Genomic DNA, 17,616 nt, shown 5'->3' with positions numbered 1-17,616 from the left:
CCGCTGGGAAAATAGGGGCGGGTGTTGGTTGGGAAGAGACCGTCGTAGCCGATGTGGACCTTGCCTGCCGCCCAAACGGGAAGGCGCTCTCGGGACGCCATTTCTGCGCCGAGCGGACCCGCTGCCCCGTCTCGCGAAAGCATACGAATCAACCCGCTTAACGAACGGGTCCCACAAGAACGGGATCAGTCCGCCCGGCGGACTGCCAGGAGCCAGCACCGCTCACGGAACCTCATTCCGTCCCGTACCTCACGACGTCGAACATCAGGAAACCGGGAACCAGGCCGACAGGCGCTTGGCAATGGCCGGTACATCGATGTTGTCCTGCGCGACTTCCTCGACGAAAGGGCCAGCAATGGAGACAGGTGGCGGGACGGTACTGGCGCTGACGCCGTTGAGCCGCAGGAAGACACGCATGGCAAGCCAGGCGGTGCGCTTGTTGCCGTCGATCAGCGCGTGATTGCGGGCAACGGAGTGCAGCAGTGCCGCCGCCTTCTCGTGCAGCGTGGGATACAGCTCGGCTCCGAACACGTTCGTCCGGGGCCGTTCGATCGCTGACACCAAAAGTCCCATGTCACGCACGCTGTGCTCGGTATCGTTGACCGCGCGAGCGATGGCCAGGATCTCGTCGATCTGGATGTAGCGCACTTCGGTCACTTCAGGTAGTCCAGAATCTCCGCATCGCTGTCCATGAGCTCGGCCAGGACGTCATCGACCTTCAGCTCGGCCCGATTCTGGGCGTCACGGATGGCCTCAATGGCAAGTTCCTGCTTGCTGCGGCCCTCCCGACGAGCCCGCTCGGTGAGCTTCGCGTCAAGATCGTCGGGGAGTCGGAGTGTCATCGCCATACAGTGATGATACCGGACTGGTATCTAGGTGGCGAGGTGATACCAGCCACTCAAAAGACCTCGGACGACGGCGCCGTCCTTTGTGGCCCGGTCGGGCCGCGCTCTCGGTTCCAAGGTGCGTGCGACGAAGCAGCACGCGCCGCCGCTGGCGAGGTGCAGTCGGACCCCCGAACCGGAGTCCTTGCCCCGGGCCGCGCGGCCCGGGGCCGGAGAGATCCGCGAGGTTGAGACTTCCGATATTCGAGCGTCATCCGAGCGTCGAAATTCTGCATTCCGCATCGCCACGTCGCCCGCGAGACCCGCGCCAGCCCTTGAAGCTGCAGCTCAGACCGTTCTGCACGAGCGAACCTCAGTCGACGCATTCCGCGAGCGAAAACGAGTCGAACTGACCACCTGGAATACAAAACAGCAGGTCAGAGGCCCTTCTCGGCAGGCTCAAGAATAGCCACGCACTCCACATGATGAGTCATCGGAAGGATGTCGACCTGAGCGAGTAACGAAAAAGACCAGGTCAGACCCTGTTTCTCGGCTTGCGGGAGCGCGTGCGGGCGCCCAGAGCGTCAAACGAGCGTCATGACCGACAGCCCATCCCTCCCCTTCGGAGTGAAACAGGCTGCCACGACCAGCTCCCCTGCGCGAGCCCGCCTGCGCCCACTCTGGACACCAGCTCGCACATCATGACCCGCGCCACTGCTCCGGCCGCCATGGTGGAGTCATGCCCTGGTCCTCGACCCGGACCGCAAGGGCGGTCATCGCGCCCTTCAGGTCGAACATGCCCTCCTCGAACTCGTCGTCCGGAGCCAGCCCGGTATCCGGTCGCAAGCAGAGGGTCCGCGTACACACCGGTCGCCTCGGCGAAGCGCGGGCCTCGGCCTGGTCGGTGCGCAGGCCGACCAAACGGCGTGCCCTCCGTGTGGAACATGTCGCCGAACTGCGCCCAGCCGTGCAGGCTGCGGCGTTCGTGGCGGCGCAGCAGCACGGGGCGGCCGAGGCGTGGGGCGTGCCCGTCAGCAAGCCGCCCGTAAAGGTCGAGGAACTGCCGGGCTCCCTTCAGGTTCCGGCGAACAGCGTCCTCGCCGACGCCGAGAAACCGACCACGCCTCGCCCGACCGGTCCCCTTGCCTGACTACGGCGTCAAACCGGAGAGCCATGTCTTCACCGTGACTACCCGAGACCATCACGGTCGACGTCGGTATCGGTCGCCGCCAGCACCGCGACCCGAGTGTGGGTGGCATCGAGTACGGCGAAGGCCGCGTCCGACGTGTCGTGGTGGAACCAGTCCGTGAACGCCATGAACCGCAGCCACCGGTGATCTGTGGCCTGCCGTACCGCTTCCAGGAACGGTACGGCTGCGGGAAGCCCCATGAGCGCGTACAGACTGTCCCAGGCATACAGCCGCGCGTACGCGCCGCCCTGTCCCTGGCCGTTCACGCCGCCACTGTACGAAGCCGAGAAGAGTTCGTTGAGCACTTCGTCGGGTGTCGTCGCGCAGGCGAGCGAGCTGCCCCGGCGCCTGCCTTCGCCTGCCAGACAGCGCAGGGGCAGTTCCTTGATGAAGGACATGCCGAAGTCGTCAGTGCTGAGCGGGCTCGGCAACGTGAAGAACCGTGCCTCGGGCTCACAGGCCCATCCGCCGGCCGTGAATGGACGGGCAGCCGCCTTCGCCCGCCCGTCGTCAGGTGTGTCACTTGCCCTGCGGCCCGCGACGGCACCGCTGTCGGTCGAGGGAACCTCTGGGAAACGCGACCGGAGCTGCTTCGGCGTCTTGATCGGCCCCAGGCCCCGGACACGAACCGTGAAGCGATGCTCGATGTCCAGTCGCGTCCCGGGCAGCCGAGCCAGCGGGTGTCCCAGCTCACGCAGCCTTTCGGCGTACGCGTCCAGGGTGCGCCGACCGGCCCCTGAGCCGATCAGCGCCAACTCGCCGAGGAGGCAGGCCCGAAGCTCCACCGCCGGACTCCGAATTCCGTCCGGCAACTCGCCGAACACAGGCTCAAGGTCCCGCAGCTGCTGAGCCTTGACCAGCTTCGCCGCCACCGAGCGCAGCAACCGATCGGCTTCCACCCGATCCATGGCCTCGAGGGGCAGCAGCCGGCCCACGATGTCCACGGCAGACGTCGCGCAGTCCCGCGAGCGCGTGTCGGCGAGGGTCTCGGCGATCCGCCCGGCGGCCCGCGCCGCAGAGGCGCCGCCGGGCTCCTCGGCGGACGCTCGCCGACACAACTGCTCCGCCGCTGCGTACAGTTCCTCCGGCCTGTGCTCGGCCAGATGCTGCGACTCTGATCCGGACCGCTCCCAAGGAGGTCGATCGGAAGGGTCGTCACCGGGCGTCACTTGGTTGTGGCTCACGCTCCGAGTCTACGAGCAGGAGATCAAGTAACTTTGCTGAGGCATACGTGCCTTGGTGGAGCAATGTGACGGGGGAAGAACGTGGGACACCGGCCGACGGATTGGCATGTCCTGGACTTGGACAAGGATCCGACCCCCGGTGATCCGGAGCGGGTGCGCAAGCTGGCCAAGATCCTGCACGACTTCGCCGACGATGTCTCCGACGCGCTGCGTCTGGTCAAGGGCATGGCGGGTGAGAGCACGCTCGCGGAGTGGGCGGGCAAGTCGGCCACGGTCTTCAAGGAGGAGTTCTCGGGCGTCCCGAAGAACTTGAAGAAGCTGGAGAAGTCGTACGGGATGTGCGGCGACGCACTTGCGGACTTCTGGCCGAAGCTGGAGCGCGCCCAGGCTCTGGCGGACAAGGCGCTGGTGAAGGCGCGGGAGGCCCGTGAGGACCTGTCCTCGGCGCAGTCGAAGCTCTCTTCGGCCGATTCCTGGGTGACCCGGGCCTCGAAGGAGGCCGACAAGTACGAGGACGACCCGACCGGCAGCAAGTCGGACGCGGACAAGCCGGACGAAGCGAAGGTGCGGGCGGCCACGCGGGACGTCCAGCACGCCAAGGCGGCGCAGACGAACGCGCAGTCGGCCGTCGACAACGCCCAGAGTGCGCTGGACGCGGCGAAGAAGATGGCCGAGGACGCGCGCAGGATGCGCGAGGACGCCGCCCGCGAGGCCAAGAACAAGATCGACGAGGCGTCCGACGCCGGCATCCAGAACCGGTCGTGGTGGGAGGACATCGGCGACTGGTTCACCGACAACTGGGACACCATCGTCGCGGTCTGCAAGGTCGTCGTCGCGGTGGTCGGCGTCATCGCGATGATCATCGGCGGGCCGATCCTGGCCGCAATCGTCGTCGTAGCAGCCCTCGTCGTCCTCGCCGACACACTCAACAAATACTCCCAAGGCCAAGCATCCCTGTGGGACGTGGGATTCGCGGCACTGGACTGCATACCGGGCGTCAAGGGACTCACCACACTCGGCAAGCTCGCCGCGGGGATGAAAGCCCTTGGCAAGGGCGGCCTCAAGGCGATGGCCAAGGGACTCGGAAGAGGTCTGCGCAAGGGGGCCGACGACGCCGTCGGCAAGAGCAAGCCGGCCAAGGGGCGGTGCAAGAACGGCGATCCCGTCGACATGGTCTCCGGCGAGATGCTCGTGGAGGCGACCGACGTGCAGCTTCCCGGGCTCCTTCCGCTCGTGCTGCGGCGTACGCATCTCTCGACGTACAACTGGGGCCAGTGGTTCGGTCCGTCCTGGGCCTCGACGCTCGACGAGCGTCTCGAACTGGACGGGGAAGGCGTCGTCTTCGCCGCTGACGACGGCATGATCCTCGTGTATCCCGTGCCCGCACCCGGCATCTCGGTCATGCCGGCGGAGGGCCCGCGCTGGCCGCTGGACTGGGACGGCGCGCCCGACACCCCCATCCGCATCACCGACCCGGCCACGGGACGCATTCGCCACTTCGCCCCGCTCGCCGAACCTGTCGCCGCGCACGAGGCTTTCACCCTTCCCCTGGCCGCGGTGACCGACCGCGACGGACGGCGCATCGACATCGACCGGGACGACTCCGGCGCCCCCACCGCCGTCCGCGACTCCGGCGGCCGCCACCTGCACATCGACACCGAGGGCGACCGGATCGTCCGGCTGCGGCTGCGCAACGAGGAGGCCGGGCCCGGCGGCACGACGCTGCTGCGCTACGGCTACAGCCCTGACGGGCACCTCGACGAGATCTACAACTCCAGCGGCCTTCCGCTCAGGTTCACCTACGACGTCCAGGGCCGCATCACTTCCTGGACCGACCGCAACGGCACCTGGTACCGCTTCACCTACGACGACCAGGACCGGTGCATACGAGGCGAAGGCGCCGACGGTTTCCTGTCCTGCTCCATCGCCTACGACCCGGCAGGACGTGAGACGCGCTACACCGACTCGCTGGGCCACACCACGACCTACCGGTACAACGAGCGCAAGCAGGTCGTCGCCCAGACCGACCCGCTCGGCAACACCACCTATGCCGAGTGGGACGCGTACAACCGGCTGCTCTCACGGACGAATCCTCTGGGCCACACCTCCCGTTTCGGCTACGACGAGCGCGGCAACCTCGTTTCTGTCGTCCGGCCCGACGGCACCGTCACCACATGCGAGTACGACGCCTCCGACCGTCCCCTGTGGATCACTCTGCCGACCGGCGGCAGGCGTGGCTACGCGTACGACGAGCAGGGCCACCCGGCAGCGACCGTCGACGCCGATGGTGCCGTCACCACCTACGCCTATGACGCCTCTGGTGGTCTGCTCGGCGTCACCAACGCCCTGGGAGCGACCCACCGTGTCCACCCGGGGCCGCTGGGGCTGCCCGACTCCGTCACCGCTCCACTGGGCGGTACGTCTCACGTCACCCGCGACGCCTTCGGCCGCATCGTCGGCACCGTCGACGCCACCGGAGCGACGACCCGCACCACCTGGACGGTGGAGGGCTACCCCGCCGAGCGGGTCATGGCCGACGGCAGCACCGAGAGCTGGTCCTACGACGGTGAGGGCAACATCGTCCGCTACACCGGCCACGACGGCCGGAGCACGACCCACGCCTTCACCCACTTCGACCGGCTCCGCAGCCGGACGGAGGCGGACGGCTCGACGACGTGGTTCGCGTACGACACCGAGCTGCGGCTCACGTCCGTGACGAGCGCGTCGGGTGCGGTGTGGTCGTACGCGTACGACCCGGCGGGCCGTCTCGTCCGCGAAGTGGACTTCAACGGCCGTGCCGTTTCCTACGCCTACGATGCCGCGGGCCGTCTGATCCGGCGCACCAACGGTGCGGGCGAGATCACCAGCTATGTGCGCGACGCGTGCGGACGGGTCGTGGAGCGGCACTCCGGCGAAGCGATCGCGGCCTTCACCTACGACTCCGCCGGCCAACTGGTCGCAGCGGTCACCCCCGACACCACGCTCACGCTCGCACGCGACGCGGTGGGCCGTGTCGTCGTCGAGGAGTGCAACGGCCGCGCTGTGCACACGACGTACGACGTGCTCGGCCGGCGGGTGAAGCGCCGGACTCCGTCGGGCGCCGTCAGCCGCTGGGAGTGGGACGCGAACAATCGTCCCACCCGGGTCCGACTCGCCGACCACGCGTTGTCCTTCGCGTACGGGGCGTCGGGCCACGAGACCGAGCGGCGGCTCGGGGAGGCGGCGGTGCTGTCCCAGGAGTGGGATGCCGGCCACCGTCTGACCGCGCAGACGGTTCTCGGGCGAGCCGCCTCTGACGCACATGCCTCGGACGAGGCACTGCTGCACCGCTCGTACTCGTACGGACAGGACGGCTGCCTGACCGTCATCGAGGATCAGACCTACGGCATCCGCCGGTTCAGCCGTGATCGTCTCGGCCGGGTGGAAGCGGTCTCCGCCACCGGGTGGTCCGAGCGCTACGCCTACGACGCGGCGGGCAACGTCAGCCGGGCGGACGCGCCGGAAGGCCCCGAGGGAGAACGGGTCCACGACGGCACCCTCATACGCAGGGCCGGCCACATCACCTACGTCCACGACGCACAGGGGCGCCTCGTCCGGCAGGCGCGCAAGCTGCTGTCCGGGGGAACGCGGGAATGGACCTACGCGTGGGACGCCGAGGACCGGCTCACACAGGTCACGACCCCTGACGGGCGTCGTTGGGCGTACGTCTACGACGGTCTCGGTCGTCGGGTCGCCAAACGCCTGCTGTCCGATGCCGGACGACCGGTCGAGGAGACCGTCTTCACCTGGGACGGTTCCCACCTGGTGGAAGAGAGCAGCTCCGCCGACGGTCCCACCAGAAGCTGGGAATGGGCTCCCGGCACCAACCGTGCGCTGCTGCAGTTCGACCAGGACGAGGTCGACCGCCGCTTCTACGCCATCGTCACCGACTTGGTCGGTACCCCTACCGAACTGGTCGACGAAGAGGGCCGGATCGCCTGGCGGGCACGCACCACGCTGTGGGGCACACCTGTAGGCGGCTCCGCGGGGCCGGTCGACTGCCCCCTCCGCTTCCCGGGCCAGTACCACGACCTCGAGACCGGCCTCCACTACAACTTCCGCCGCTACTACGACCCCGAGAACGCCCGCTACATCAGCCCCGACCCGCTGGGCCTCGCCCCTGCACCGAACCACCACGGCTACGTCCCCGACCCGCTTCGCTGGACCGACCCGTGGGGGCTGGTCAGCTGCGAAAGCAGCAGGCACGGCATCACGGAGGAACGCGAGGCCCACATCGAGGGCCAGCACGGCCCCGGCGCCCAGGACCGCGTGCGGGAGAACGCCGACCCCACCGGGCCGGAACCCTCACTGCCCGGCGAGTTCTACGAGGACTTCTTCTGGGAGGGCGACGACTTCGTCCTGGGCCGACGGCTCCGCGAGGGCGTCGACGGAACCCCTGCCATACCCAACCCGCGCGCCAGGGCAGGGCAGGACAGCCACCTGCACCGCTTCGAACACGGCGAGCCCGTGGGCATCAATGGCAGCGGACGGGAGACCAGAGATGTGGAAGTCGTCATCCGTGACGGCCATATTCATACGGCGTATCCGGTCTGAGAGGGCCGGTCGATGCGCGCACACGCTCGCCGAGCCGCCGGCATCCTCCGCCTGCGGCGCCCTGGCCGGTGAAACGCCCAAGGAAGTCGAACTCGACTGGGCCGCAACCGCAGAGCTCCCTCTCTGTAGGGGCTGCATACAGCCGAACCGAGCCCTTACGGGTGAGCTGGCTGGCCGACATTGGCCGGTCGCGTGCGGCACAGGGTGTCGTGCACGGGAGTGGAGTGAGCCAGCCGTGTGCGTCGCGCGCTGGTCGTCACACCCTGCCCCTCGTGTCGCTTGCACCCAGATTTTGGCGTGGACATGGCCTGATCCCTGGAAGGGGCCCGAGTGCGGCCGTTGGTCCGATCCCGAGTTCACATACTTCCTCCTCAGACCCGGCATGTCGCGGGGCTGCATTTCGGCTGGTGAGATCGACGACGGCACAGTCCTGGACGCGCCAGCCGTCAGCAAGTGCGTCCGCCCGGCCCTTGCGCTGTTGACCTGCCGGGCGGTGGGTGCGGACTCGCACGCCGCGCGAGCGGCGGCCGCTGCGGTGGAACTGGTCCACAACGCCAGCCCGCTCCACGATGACGTCATCGACAGGATCCGCTGCGCCGCAGTCGGCCCGCGCTCTGGGCAGCAAAGGGCGTACCGGCGGCGATCCTCGCAGGCGACGCCCTGTTCTTCGCCGCCGTCCAGACCCTCGCCAAGGCACCTGACGCGGGCCGGACGGTGCCGGTGCTGCTGGCCGCCGTGCAGGCGCCGATAGAGGGCGAGTACCTCGAAACGCTCATGAAGTCGGGCGCTGACGTCAGCGAGGACCGGGCCGCAGCGGTCGCGGCCGACGAGACCGGCGCGCTGCTGACCTGCGCCTGCGAATCGGCGCGAGCCCAAAAACCCGTGATGACAAGGGGAAATGCCGGCTGCGTGACTGCCGGGCATTGAAGTTGGCTTCGGCAGTGGGAAAGCAAGCGCCAGCGGCAGGGTCTCACCGGGGCTTGCCCAGCAGCCGCGGCGCCGGGCGCGGCCGGGCCGGGCGGCGGGGGCGTGCGGGGTGAGGCCCCAGGATCTCGGCCGCGCGGAGCGACGGGAAGAGGTGGGTCGGGGGCCAAGTCGACTGACCCGCGCCATCTGATCCAGGACGACCACCTCACGCTCCGTCAGGAACAGCGTCGAACGAGCGTCAAGACATTTCCCGACCCCGTCCTTTACGGAGTTGAGGCAGAGCGTTCCCGACCCACGCCCCCCTGCGAAACCGCAGGTGAGACACGAGGCAGGGAACCTGCAGCATGCTCTACCCGGTGGACCTACGGAAACATGTCGGCACGACCCGCCCGCAACCTGGGGAATCGATAAACCAGCAGGTCAGATGCCCTTTGCCGCGGGCTCAAGAATCGCCACGCACTCCACGTGCGAGGTCATCGGAAAGATGTCGGCCTGGACGGATCCCGGAAAGGTACTGGTCAGAGGCACTTTCCCCGCTCATCGTCCGTCGTGCAGACGCCCAGAGCGTCAAGGCCGAGAGTCCGTCCTGCTCAGGGCTGAGCAGACTGCGGCAACCAGCTCACCCGGGGATCCGCCCCCGCACGCTCCGGACACCAGCTCGCACATCATGAACCTCGCAACGTCTCCGGCCGCCATAATGGAGTCATGCCCTCCAGCCCACAGCACCCCGGTCCGACCCCGAGGTACGTCTCGGGCGCGGCGCCCGAGGACCTCGCGCTGTACCGGGAGAAGTTCCGCCGCCGTCTGCCGGAGTCGCTGGACGAGCTGCGCGGGCCGACCCAGGGTGTCGTCGATCTGCCGCTGCACATGGCCTGGTCCGGGATGACCTCATACGACCTGGGCAAGCCGCGCCAGCGTATGGGCCTGTACCGCACCGTCCTGCACGAGGGTCTGCGTGACGACCTGCCCTGCTACCTCAACCAGGACCTGCTCCTCCCGCTGTGGCCGGTGCTGCGCACCCTCGTCGGCCGCACCGTGCGCGCCGTGTGGGAAGACGCTTTCCCCCAGCTCGCCTCCCGCACCCGGGCAGCCGCGTGACGGACATGCCGGAGCTGCACACGCGGCTCCTGGCGCGAGTCTGCACCGCGAGGGCTGGCCCTGCCTCCTCGGCGGTGTCGAACTGAGGGCGAGATGCAGGCCCATGATGAGCCCTCAGCAGAACCGCCGACATGTTCGCGCGCGTCTTGATCTACGGTGCCATCAGTCACCTAGGACGGGGAGAGGCCGTGCAGCAGACCAGGACAGCGCTCGCTGAGCGAATCGACGAGCAGAGAAGGGGAGTCGGTGACCCTCGTGCGCTGGTCGGTGAGATGCGGCGCTCGGTCCTGCTGGTGCCCACGGCCGCTGGGGGCCTCTGGTCGGCGCGTTCGGGCGGGGTGCGGTGGATCTGCGGGTTCACCGACGAGGCCGCACTGGCCCGGTTCGCTCTGCTACACGGATCCGGTGATCAGCCCATGGACTACGCGGCGCTGTTGGGCGCGCGCATCGTCGACGAGGTCGTGCCGACTTTGGACGAGCCCGCCGGCCTGGCCGTCGACATCGCCACCGAGGACGGGTCGATGTTCTTCCCACCGGTCGTCGGCATCGTTGCGGACGGCATCGCCGTCGACACCGGCGAGGCGGAGGAGGGGCGCGGCCATGGGCGTTGACGGGGCCGATCTGCAGTTCGACAAGGCGTCTGTCGCGAAGTTCACGCAGGGCGTGGGCGCGACCATCGACGGGCTCGGTGATCTGGGCGGCGCCACCGGTTCGGTGCTGGGCAAGGGCTTTTCGGAGCTGGCGATGACCGGGATGGAGGCCGGGCACCACGGCCTCTCGGTCGACTTCGAGGACTTCTGCGAGCGCTGGGAGTGGGGTGTGCGGGCCCTGGTGGGCGACGCCAGCGCGATCGCGAACCGCCTCGGACTGGCAGCGGGCACCCAGTGGGAACACGACCAGTACGTCGAGGGCACGCTGAAGGTGGGTGTCAGTTCCGTGATGGGCGGCAACCCGCACGCCACCGAGGAGGAGATCGCCCGGCAGGGCTGGGGTGACATCGTCACGCCGGACTACCTGAACCCGGACTGGAGCGCGGAGTCGTTCGACAAGGCGGGTGAGGACATCGAGCAGACGTGGAAGGACACCGGCCGCACGGTTCTCACCGAGGGCGAGGGCGGCCGGCGGTCGCAGGCGATCATCGACGCGTCGGGGGTCTCCGAGGACCAGTGGAACCAGGCGCTGGACAACACCTTCGGCCCGTCGCCTGAGGAACGCGCCCAGCAGGCGCAGCAGCAGGGTGAGTCCGGGGGGAACTGACGGTGGGTATAGGCGACTTCATCAGTGACGTCACGCCCGACTCGGTCGAGAACGCGGTCGAGGACGGTGTCGAATGGGCTGGCAACCGGGTCGAGGACGCCGGCAGCTGGACCGCCGACCGGCTGCAGGACGTCGGCTGGGAGTCCGGCGCGGACTGGGTGCGCGAGCAGTCCCGTTCGGTCGCCAACCGCATGGGCGCCGAGGTCGACGAGATGGACCTCGGGCAGACCGAGGACAAGACCAAGCTGATCTACGGCAGCGCAAGCAAGATCAACGCCACCGCCGACAAACTCCGGGCCTTCCAGACGGCCTTCGACGACGCCGGTGACGGTCTCAAGGGCCTGGACTCCTCCCGGCTCAAGGGCGAGACGGCCGAAGCGCTGCGCACCGCGGTGAGCACCCAGCCGCCCAAGTGGTACGCCGCCGCCGACGCCTGTGCGAAGGCGCTCGGCGCGCTCGACGCGTTCGCCGGCACGATCACCTGGGCGCAGGGACAGGCGCAGACGGCGATCGACAAGTGGAAGGAGGGCGTCAAGGCGTCCGAGGACGCCGCAGAGGCCCACCGTAAGAAGGTCGACGACTTCAACAGCGCGGTCGATCGCTACAACGCCCAGCCCGCCGACAAGCGCGACCCGGCCTCGCTGCCGCCCAGGCCCGCGGCGACGTTCGAGGACCCCGGCAAGAAGCTGATGCAGGAGGCGCAGGACATCCTCGCCGAGGCCCGCAAGCAGCGGAACTCGGCCGCGGAGACCGCGCGCACGGCGGTCCGCGCCGCACGCGACATGGCCCCGCAGAAGCCGTCCTACGCCGAGCAACTGGGGAGCGGGTTCCAGGAGTTCCAGATCATGGGCGACCATGTCGGCGGCGGGATCATCAAGGGCACGGCGGGCATCCTCAACTTCGTCCGCAGCGTCAACCCCGTTGACCCGTACAACATCACGCATCCGGCCGAGTACGCCACCTCCCTCAACAGCCTCGCCGCCGGACTGATCGTCGCCGCCAACGACCCGGTCGGCACCGGCAAGCAGATGGTCAGCGACTTCATGAAGGACCCGGCCGAGGGCTTCGGCAGGCTGATTCCCGACCTCGCGCTGACCGCCGCCACCGGTGGCGGCGGCGCCGCGGTGAAGGGCATCCGCATCGCCGAGGAGGCCGCCGACGCCGCACGGGCGCGCAAACTGGTCGACGACGCCCCCGACGGCACCCACAACCGCCCCGACGGCGAGCGCACCACCGACGGCACCGACCCCGTCGACCTCGCCTCGGGCCGGATGTTCCTGCCCCAGACCGATCTGGGGATCCCCGGCATCCTGCCCCTGGTCTTCACCCGCCGCACCGAGTCCGGCTGCACAGCCGGCCGCTTCCTCGGCCCCTCCTGGACGTCCACCGTCGACGAACGACTGGAGGTCGACGCGGTCGGCGTCATCCACGTCACCGCCGACGGCCTCCTGATCCCGTACCCGCACCCGGTCCCCGGCGCCCCCACTCGTCCCGAGTCCGGCACCGCCCGCACCATGCTGGCCCGCGACGCCGTCGGCGACTACACCGTCACCGACCCGGACAGCGGCCTGATCTTCCACTTCACCGCCCCGCCCGGCAGCGAACCGGGGGACGACGGCGTCGCCTGGCTGTCGGGCATCACCGAACGCAACGGCCACACCATCACCGTCGACCGCGGCGAGGACGGCCTGCCGCTGACCCTGGTCCACTCGGCGGGCCACCAGGTGAAGCTGTCCCTCGCCGACGGCCTGGTCACCGCCCTGTCCCTGGCCGGCGCGGGCGAGGGCGGCGCGGACCTGCCCCTGATGCACTACGGCTATCAGGACGGCAACCTCACCACCGTCACCAAACCCTCCGGTGCCACCACCACCTTCGTCTACGACGACCGCCGCCGCGTCATCGCCTGGATCGACTCCAACAACAGCCGCTACGACTACCTCTACGACGACCGCGACCGCGTCATCGCCGAAGGCGGCGAAGCAGGCCACGTCCAGATCACCCTGGCCTACACCGAACCCGACCCAGAAACCGGCCACCGCACCACCACACTCACCACCGCCGGCGGACACACCACCCGCCACCTCGTCGACCACCGCTGCCGGGTGATCGCCACCACCGACCCCCTCGGCCACACCACCCGGTTCACCTACGACGCGGGCGGCAACCTCCTGACCCGCACCGACCCATTGGGCCGCAGCACCGTCTACACCTACGACGAAGAGGGCCAAGTGGTGTCCGCCACTCGGCCCGACGGGAGCGTGCTGCGCACGGTGCGCGGCCCGTTCGGCCTGCCGGTGTAGGTGATCGGTCCGGACGGACACCGCACGACCTACGCATACGACGAGCGCGGCAACCGCACCTCGGTCACCGAGTCGGCCGGACACACAACGCGCTACGGGTACGACCAGCACGGCCGCCTGATCTCCGTCACCGACGCCCTCGGCGCTACGACACGGAGGGTCTGCGACGCGGCGGGCCTGCCGGCGGAGGTCACCGACCCGGCCGGCGGAGCCACCCGACTGGAACGCGACGCCCTAGGCAGAGTGATACACATCACCGACCCGGTCGGCGGAGTCACTCGCTTCGTCTGGGACGTAGACGGCAATCTCGTTGGCCGAACCGCCCCGGACGGCGCCACCGAGTCATGGACTTACGACGGCGAAGGCAACTGCCTCACCCACACCGACCCGGCCGGAGGAGTGACCCATTTCGAGTACACCCACTTCGATCTCCTCTCTGCCCGCATCCAACCGGACGGATCCCGCTACGAATTCGAGCACGACACCGACCTGCGCCTGACCCGGGTAACCAACCCCCAGGGCCTCACCTGGAGCTATGAGTACGACCCGGCGAGCCGCCTTGTATCGGAAACCGACTTCGACCGCAGAACCCTCACCTACCGTCTCGATGCCGCAGGGCAATTGGTTTCCCGGACCGACGCCCTCGGCAGTGTCCTTTCCCTGGAGCACGACCAGCTCGGCCGCATGATCAGGAAGGACGCCGGAGGCAGGACCACCACCTACGCGTACGACGCGTCGGGACGCCTCTTGCAGGCATCCGGCCCGAACTGCGACCTGATCCGCCAGTACGACCGACGCGGCCTACTCAAGACCGAACTCGTCGACGGCCGCGCCGTCACCTACATGTACGACGCACTCGGTCGCCGGACTCGACGGGTGACCCCGACCGGCCATGTCACCACGTATACCTATGACGTGGCAGGCCGCCTCGACCTGATGGCCGTGAGCGGCCATCAGGTCGGCTTCACCCATGACGCCGCAGACCGTGAAGTGTCCCGTTCCTACGGCGACACATTGACTCTGTCATCCGTCCGGGATAAAGCCGGAAGGCTTTCCGCCCAGCACTTCACGGCCGGTGGACAGACCCTGAACAGCCGCACGTACACCTACCGTGCCGACGGTCACCTCACCTCCGTGACCGATCAGTTGTCCGGCACGCGGTCGTTCGAACTCGATAACGTCGGCCGTGTCACCACCGTCAACGCCCACGGGTGGACCGAACGCTACGCCTACGACGTCGTCGGCAATCAGACCGAAGCCTCCTGGCCCTCAACCCATCCGGGCCACGAGGCAACCGGCCCTCGCACGTACACTGGCACGACGATCACCCGTGCCGGCGACAGCCGCTTCGAGCACGACCGTCTCGGGCGCGTAGTCCTCAAACAGCGGACCCGTCTGTCCCGCAAGCCGCAGACCTGGCGTTACTCATGGGACTCCGAGAGCCGCCTCACCTCGGTCGTCACGCCGGACGGCGCCCTCTGGAAGTACCGTTACGACCCACTCGGCCGCCGCATCGCCAAGCAGCTTCTCGCGGACGACAGTGAGTCCGTCCTGGAGGAAACCCGTTTCACCTGGGACGGCATGGTCCTGTGCGAACAGACGACCGCATCCCATGACGTGCCGGACATCGTCGCACTCACCTGGGACCATCGCGGCTCGATTCCCCTCACCCAGACCGAACGCATCCTCTCCCGCGACGCGGGTCAGCGGGAGATCGACCGCCGCTTCTTCGCCATCGCCACGGACCTCGTCGGCACTCCGACCGAACTGGTCGCCGAGAACGGGGACATCGCCTGGCGCACCCGGTCCACCCTCTGGGGCACCACCGCCTGGAACCGGAGCAGCACCGCCTACACCCCCCTCCGCTTTCCCGGCCAGTATCACGACCCCGAAACCGGATTCCACTACAACCTCTTCCGGCACTACGACCCCGCCACGGCCCGCTATCTCACCCCGGATCCGCTCGGACTCGCTCCCGCGCCCAACCCTGCTGCCTACGTCCACAATCCACACACCTGGTCGGACCCACTGGGCCTTTCTCCCTATCAAGATCGGGCGGGAAACGCGGAGATCGATCCCCGAAAGCTCGACTACCTTTTCAACAAGGACATCAAGCCAGACTCGCACAACTCACCGAGGGCGCTCCAGAACGAACTGCAACTCCACCGGATCGGCATACCGGACACGCCAGAGATGCGGCAATACGTCACCGATCATCTGGCACACAGCTCCCAACAGCCGTTCGGGCGTACATTCAACAAGGAGTGGCCCGGCGGAAGCGGTGAATTCGGCGTGACCGAATCGGTCCTCTACGGCCCGCACGGAGCACTTGGTGTCGAGAGCACCTGGCAGATCCTGCCGGACGGCGGGCATAGACTCTCCACAGTCATCTTCCGCGGCAGTGGCCCGAATGTAAGCATTCACGGCAGCCTGGACCACTGGCCGCCGTACAGTGGAAAGTGAAGGCGGACGTGTACCGAGAGTTCCTCATCCCCGACGACGAAGAGATCTACGAGGCCATCGGAGAATGGCCGGATTCGGACGAGAGCGGCGCACGGATTCTCACTGTGCAGGACAATTCGGGGCAATCTCTCATTTTTTCCTACGATGCATTGGCGAGGTCGGTGAGGATCCGCTGGATGAACGAGCAGGGAATCGAGATGCTGGATTTCTTCCGTGAATCTGCAACTCGCCTTTCCTTCACCTCAAGTCAATCCACAAAGCAAATTTCCATCGATTTCCACACGGGCGAGTGCACGGGGACCATGGAAATTCAGGTGACACCCCACCTTTCGGTACGCGACCGCCTCCTGTTCCAATAGTAGGCAGGCGTCAGAGGCTCTTCCGGCAGGCTCAAGGATTGCCACATATTCCACGTGCTGCTTCACAGGAACACGTCAACTAACGCCACAGCAGGCAAAGCGACTGGTGAGCGGCGCGTTTCAGATCGGTTCGTCCTAACACACCCGCAGCACGATCTGGGTCGAATCCAGCCTCCACTGCGACTCATGGGGCGGTGAGAGGGTCGTGACCGGGTCGGACAGAGTCGGCGTACTCACTCCGACCCGTTATCAGACGTACATCGTGATGGAGACCGGCCGATGAGCAACACCACCTGGTGGGAAGGGAACGAGGAAGAAGTCTGTGTCGTCTCGAGCGACTCCTCGCACTTCGTTGCACGCGCCCTGCCTCTCACCGGACTGATCTACTCGGCCCGGATGCAAGGACAGCAAATGCGCGACTCCGACGGGGTGTTCACTCAGTTCTACGAGGCACTGCGCCTCCCGGACTACTTCGGCTGGAACTGGAACGCACTGCGGGACTGTCTGACCGATCTACACTGGATCAGCGCCAAGCATTTCCTCGTTACCATCGATGACGCCGACGCCGTGCTTTCCGAGAGCGCCGAAGAACGCGAAATTCTCTTCCGTTCCCTGAACGACGCCGTTAAGTTCTGGGCGGGAAAGCCCGAGCTTCCGGGCCAGGAGAAGATCATTTTTCAGACCGTACTGCTGTGCCCGCCCGACGTCCAGGAGGAGGTGCTCCGCGAAATCAAGACCTATTGATGTCTTCTTCACGCCTTTCGTTTCAGACGGTGAGCGTTTTCCAACCTGTCTCCTCCCCGTGGTACGACTGCGGTGGGGCGACCGGCCGATTGGCGCGGCGTGGCGCTGTCGGCGGCTTGTGGCGGTCGGCGGGCTGCACCTTAGCGGCGCGCGGCTTCATCTTCGCGTCGCGCTTCCGCAACGCATCCTCTTGCGGAGTTCGGCGCGGCCGATGTCTTTCGGTGCCCGGATGAGGCCGGTCGGAGCCGCCGAACGAGTCGCCGAGCGGTCCGTGGTCGACTGGCAGGCGCGGTGCACCGGCTATCCGCCCGGGGCGAAGACGAGCTTCGTCCTGGCCACCGGCAGGCGGCTTACGACACAGCGCTTGAGCCACAGGCTAGGACCTGAACGCGTCGGACTCGGATGGTGATGCCTTGGTGGGACAGCAGAATAGGCGCGCTGGTGACAGCCCGGGAGCATGGGGGCGAAAACCGTTGCGCCTCCATGAGCCGTCTTCCACCACACCGGACGGTTGATCCGCATACGACAGAACCCATGCAGCCGAGCGATCTGCCTGCGAATCCTCGTCGGCGAAGTCCGCTAGCCTCGACCTTTCATGACGGTCCGCCAGCTCCGTCGGCGGACCGTTTTCGTGCCGTGGACGAAGGCTGTGCAGGCCCAGGGCCCGAATGTCGCCTC

Annotated in this window: 11 protein-coding genes and 2 pseudogenes; 9 read left to right on the top strand and 4 right to left on the bottom strand. The window is 67.6% G+C overall.

Annotation, left to right across the window (positions count from 1 at the left end; translation table 11 throughout):
* Window positions 1-264: 264 nt before the first annotated feature.
* The 3 genes from ACIBNA_RS17485 to ACIBNA_RS17475 all read right to left on the bottom strand — a co-directional run bounded on the left by ACIBNA_RS17485 (window position 265) and on the right by ACIBNA_RS17475 (window position 1,670).
* On the bottom strand, window positions 265-657 hold the full coding sequence (locus ACIBNA_RS17485; protein ID WP_399166076.1) for a type II toxin-antitoxin system death-on-curing family toxin: 393 nt from the start codon (window positions 655-657) through the stop codon (window positions 265-267).
* Window positions 654-848 carry a ribbon-helix-helix protein, CopG family gene (locus tag ACIBNA_RS17480; RefSeq protein ID WP_037672007.1) on the bottom strand — a complete coding sequence of 65 codons (195 nt, stop codon included), beginning with the start codon at window positions 846-848 and terminating at the stop codon, window positions 654-656. The genes ACIBNA_RS17485 and ACIBNA_RS17480 overlap by 4 nt, the downstream gene beginning before the upstream one ends.
* A gap of 675 nt (window positions 849-1,523) precedes the next feature.
* Window positions 1,524-1,670 carry a hypothetical protein gene (locus ACIBNA_RS17475; protein ID WP_399166075.1) on the bottom strand — a complete coding sequence of 49 codons (147 nt, stop codon included), beginning with the start codon at window positions 1,668-1,670 and terminating at the stop codon, window positions 1,524-1,526.
* A gap of 91 nt (window positions 1,671-1,761) precedes the next feature.
* On the opposite strand from ACIBNA_RS17475, the gene ACIBNA_RS17470 reads away from it, so the two are divergent.
* Window positions 1,762-1,974 carry a hypothetical protein gene (locus tag ACIBNA_RS17470; RefSeq protein WP_399166074.1) on the top strand — a complete coding sequence of 71 codons (213 nt, stop codon included), beginning with the start codon at window positions 1,762-1,764 and terminating at the stop codon, window positions 1,972-1,974.
* Between the two features lie 38 nt (window positions 1,975-2,012).
* On the opposite strand, the gene ACIBNA_RS17465 is transcribed toward ACIBNA_RS17470, so the two are convergent.
* Window positions 2,013-3,182: a DUF6183 family protein gene (locus ACIBNA_RS17465; protein ID WP_399166200.1), complete on the bottom strand. Its 1,170-nt coding sequence runs from the start codon at window positions 3,180-3,182 to the stop codon at window positions 2,013-2,015.
* A gap of 132 nt (window positions 3,183-3,314) precedes the next feature.
* Here ACIBNA_RS17465 and ACIBNA_RS17460 point away from each other — a divergent pair, with 132 nt between their 5' ends.
* The 8 genes and pseudogenes from ACIBNA_RS17460 to ACIBNA_RS17425 all read left to right on the top strand — a co-directional run bounded on the left by ACIBNA_RS17460 (window position 3,315) and on the right by ACIBNA_RS17425 (window position 16,938).
* On the top strand, window positions 3,315-7,790 hold the full coding sequence (locus ACIBNA_RS17460) for a DUF6531 domain-containing protein (RefSeq protein ID WP_399166073.1): 4,476 nt from the start codon (window positions 3,315-3,317) through the stop codon (window positions 7,788-7,790).
* Window positions 7,714-8,717: pseudogene (locus tag ACIBNA_RS17455) on the top strand (polyprenyl synthetase family protein). Before ACIBNA_RS17460 ends, ACIBNA_RS17455 begins: the two are co-directional and overlap by 77 nt.
* Window positions 8,718-9,422: 705 nt before the next feature.
* Complete coding sequence (locus ACIBNA_RS17450) at window positions 9,423-9,815, top strand: hypothetical protein (protein ID WP_399166072.1); 393 nt, start codon at window positions 9,423-9,425, stop codon at window positions 9,813-9,815.
* 188 nt (window positions 9,816-10,003) lie between these two features.
* Entirely contained in the window at window positions 10,004-10,426 is a 423-nt protein-coding gene (locus ACIBNA_RS17445; RefSeq protein ID WP_399166071.1) for a hypothetical protein, read from the top strand.
* Window positions 10,416-11,072 (top strand): hypothetical protein, encoded by a 657-nt coding sequence (locus tag ACIBNA_RS17440; RefSeq protein WP_399166070.1) that lies wholly within the window; start codon window positions 10,416-10,418, stop codon window positions 11,070-11,072. The genes ACIBNA_RS17445 and ACIBNA_RS17440 overlap by 11 nt, the downstream gene beginning before the upstream one ends.
* A 2-nt stretch (window positions 11,073-11,074) precedes the next feature.
* Window positions 11,075-15,835 (top strand): annotated as a pseudogene (locus tag ACIBNA_RS17435) (putative T7SS-secreted protein).
* An 8-nt stretch (window positions 15,836-15,843) separates the two neighbouring features.
* Entirely contained in the window at window positions 15,844-16,194 is a 351-nt protein-coding gene (locus ACIBNA_RS17430; protein ID WP_399166069.1) for a hypothetical protein, read from the top strand.
* 279 nt (window positions 16,195-16,473) lie between these two features.
* The gene (locus ACIBNA_RS17425; RefSeq protein ID WP_399166068.1) at window positions 16,474-16,938 is read left to right on the top strand and encodes a barstar family protein; all 465 of its coding nucleotides are present in this window, start codon (window positions 16,474-16,476) and stop codon (window positions 16,936-16,938) included.
* The last annotated feature ends 678 nt before the right edge of the window (window positions 16,939-17,616 follow it).

Source organism: Streptomyces sp. NPDC050164 (assembly GCF_044459945.1).
GTDB classification, from domain to species: domain Bacteria; phylum Actinomycetota; class Actinomycetes; order Streptomycetales; family Streptomycetaceae; genus Streptomyces; species Streptomyces coeruleorubidus_A.
This window is presented reverse-complemented; position numbering and strand designations above follow the sequence as displayed.

Coding starts and splice junctions, on each gene's coding strand:
- ACIBNA_RS17480 (WP_037672007.1), bottom strand. CDS start 848: ATGGCGATGACACTCCGACTCCCCGACGATCTTGACGCGAAGCTCACC.
- ACIBNA_RS17450 (WP_399166072.1), top strand. CDS start 9,423: ATGCCCTCCAGCCCACAGCACCCCGGTCCGACCCCGAGGTACGTCTCG.
- ACIBNA_RS17440 (WP_399166070.1), top strand. CDS start 10,416: ATGGGCGTTGACGGGGCCGATCTGCAGTTCGACAAGGCGTCTGTCGCG.
- ACIBNA_RS17425 (WP_399166068.1), top strand. CDS start 16,474: ATGAGCAACACCACCTGGTGGGAAGGGAACGAGGAAGAAGTCTGTGTC.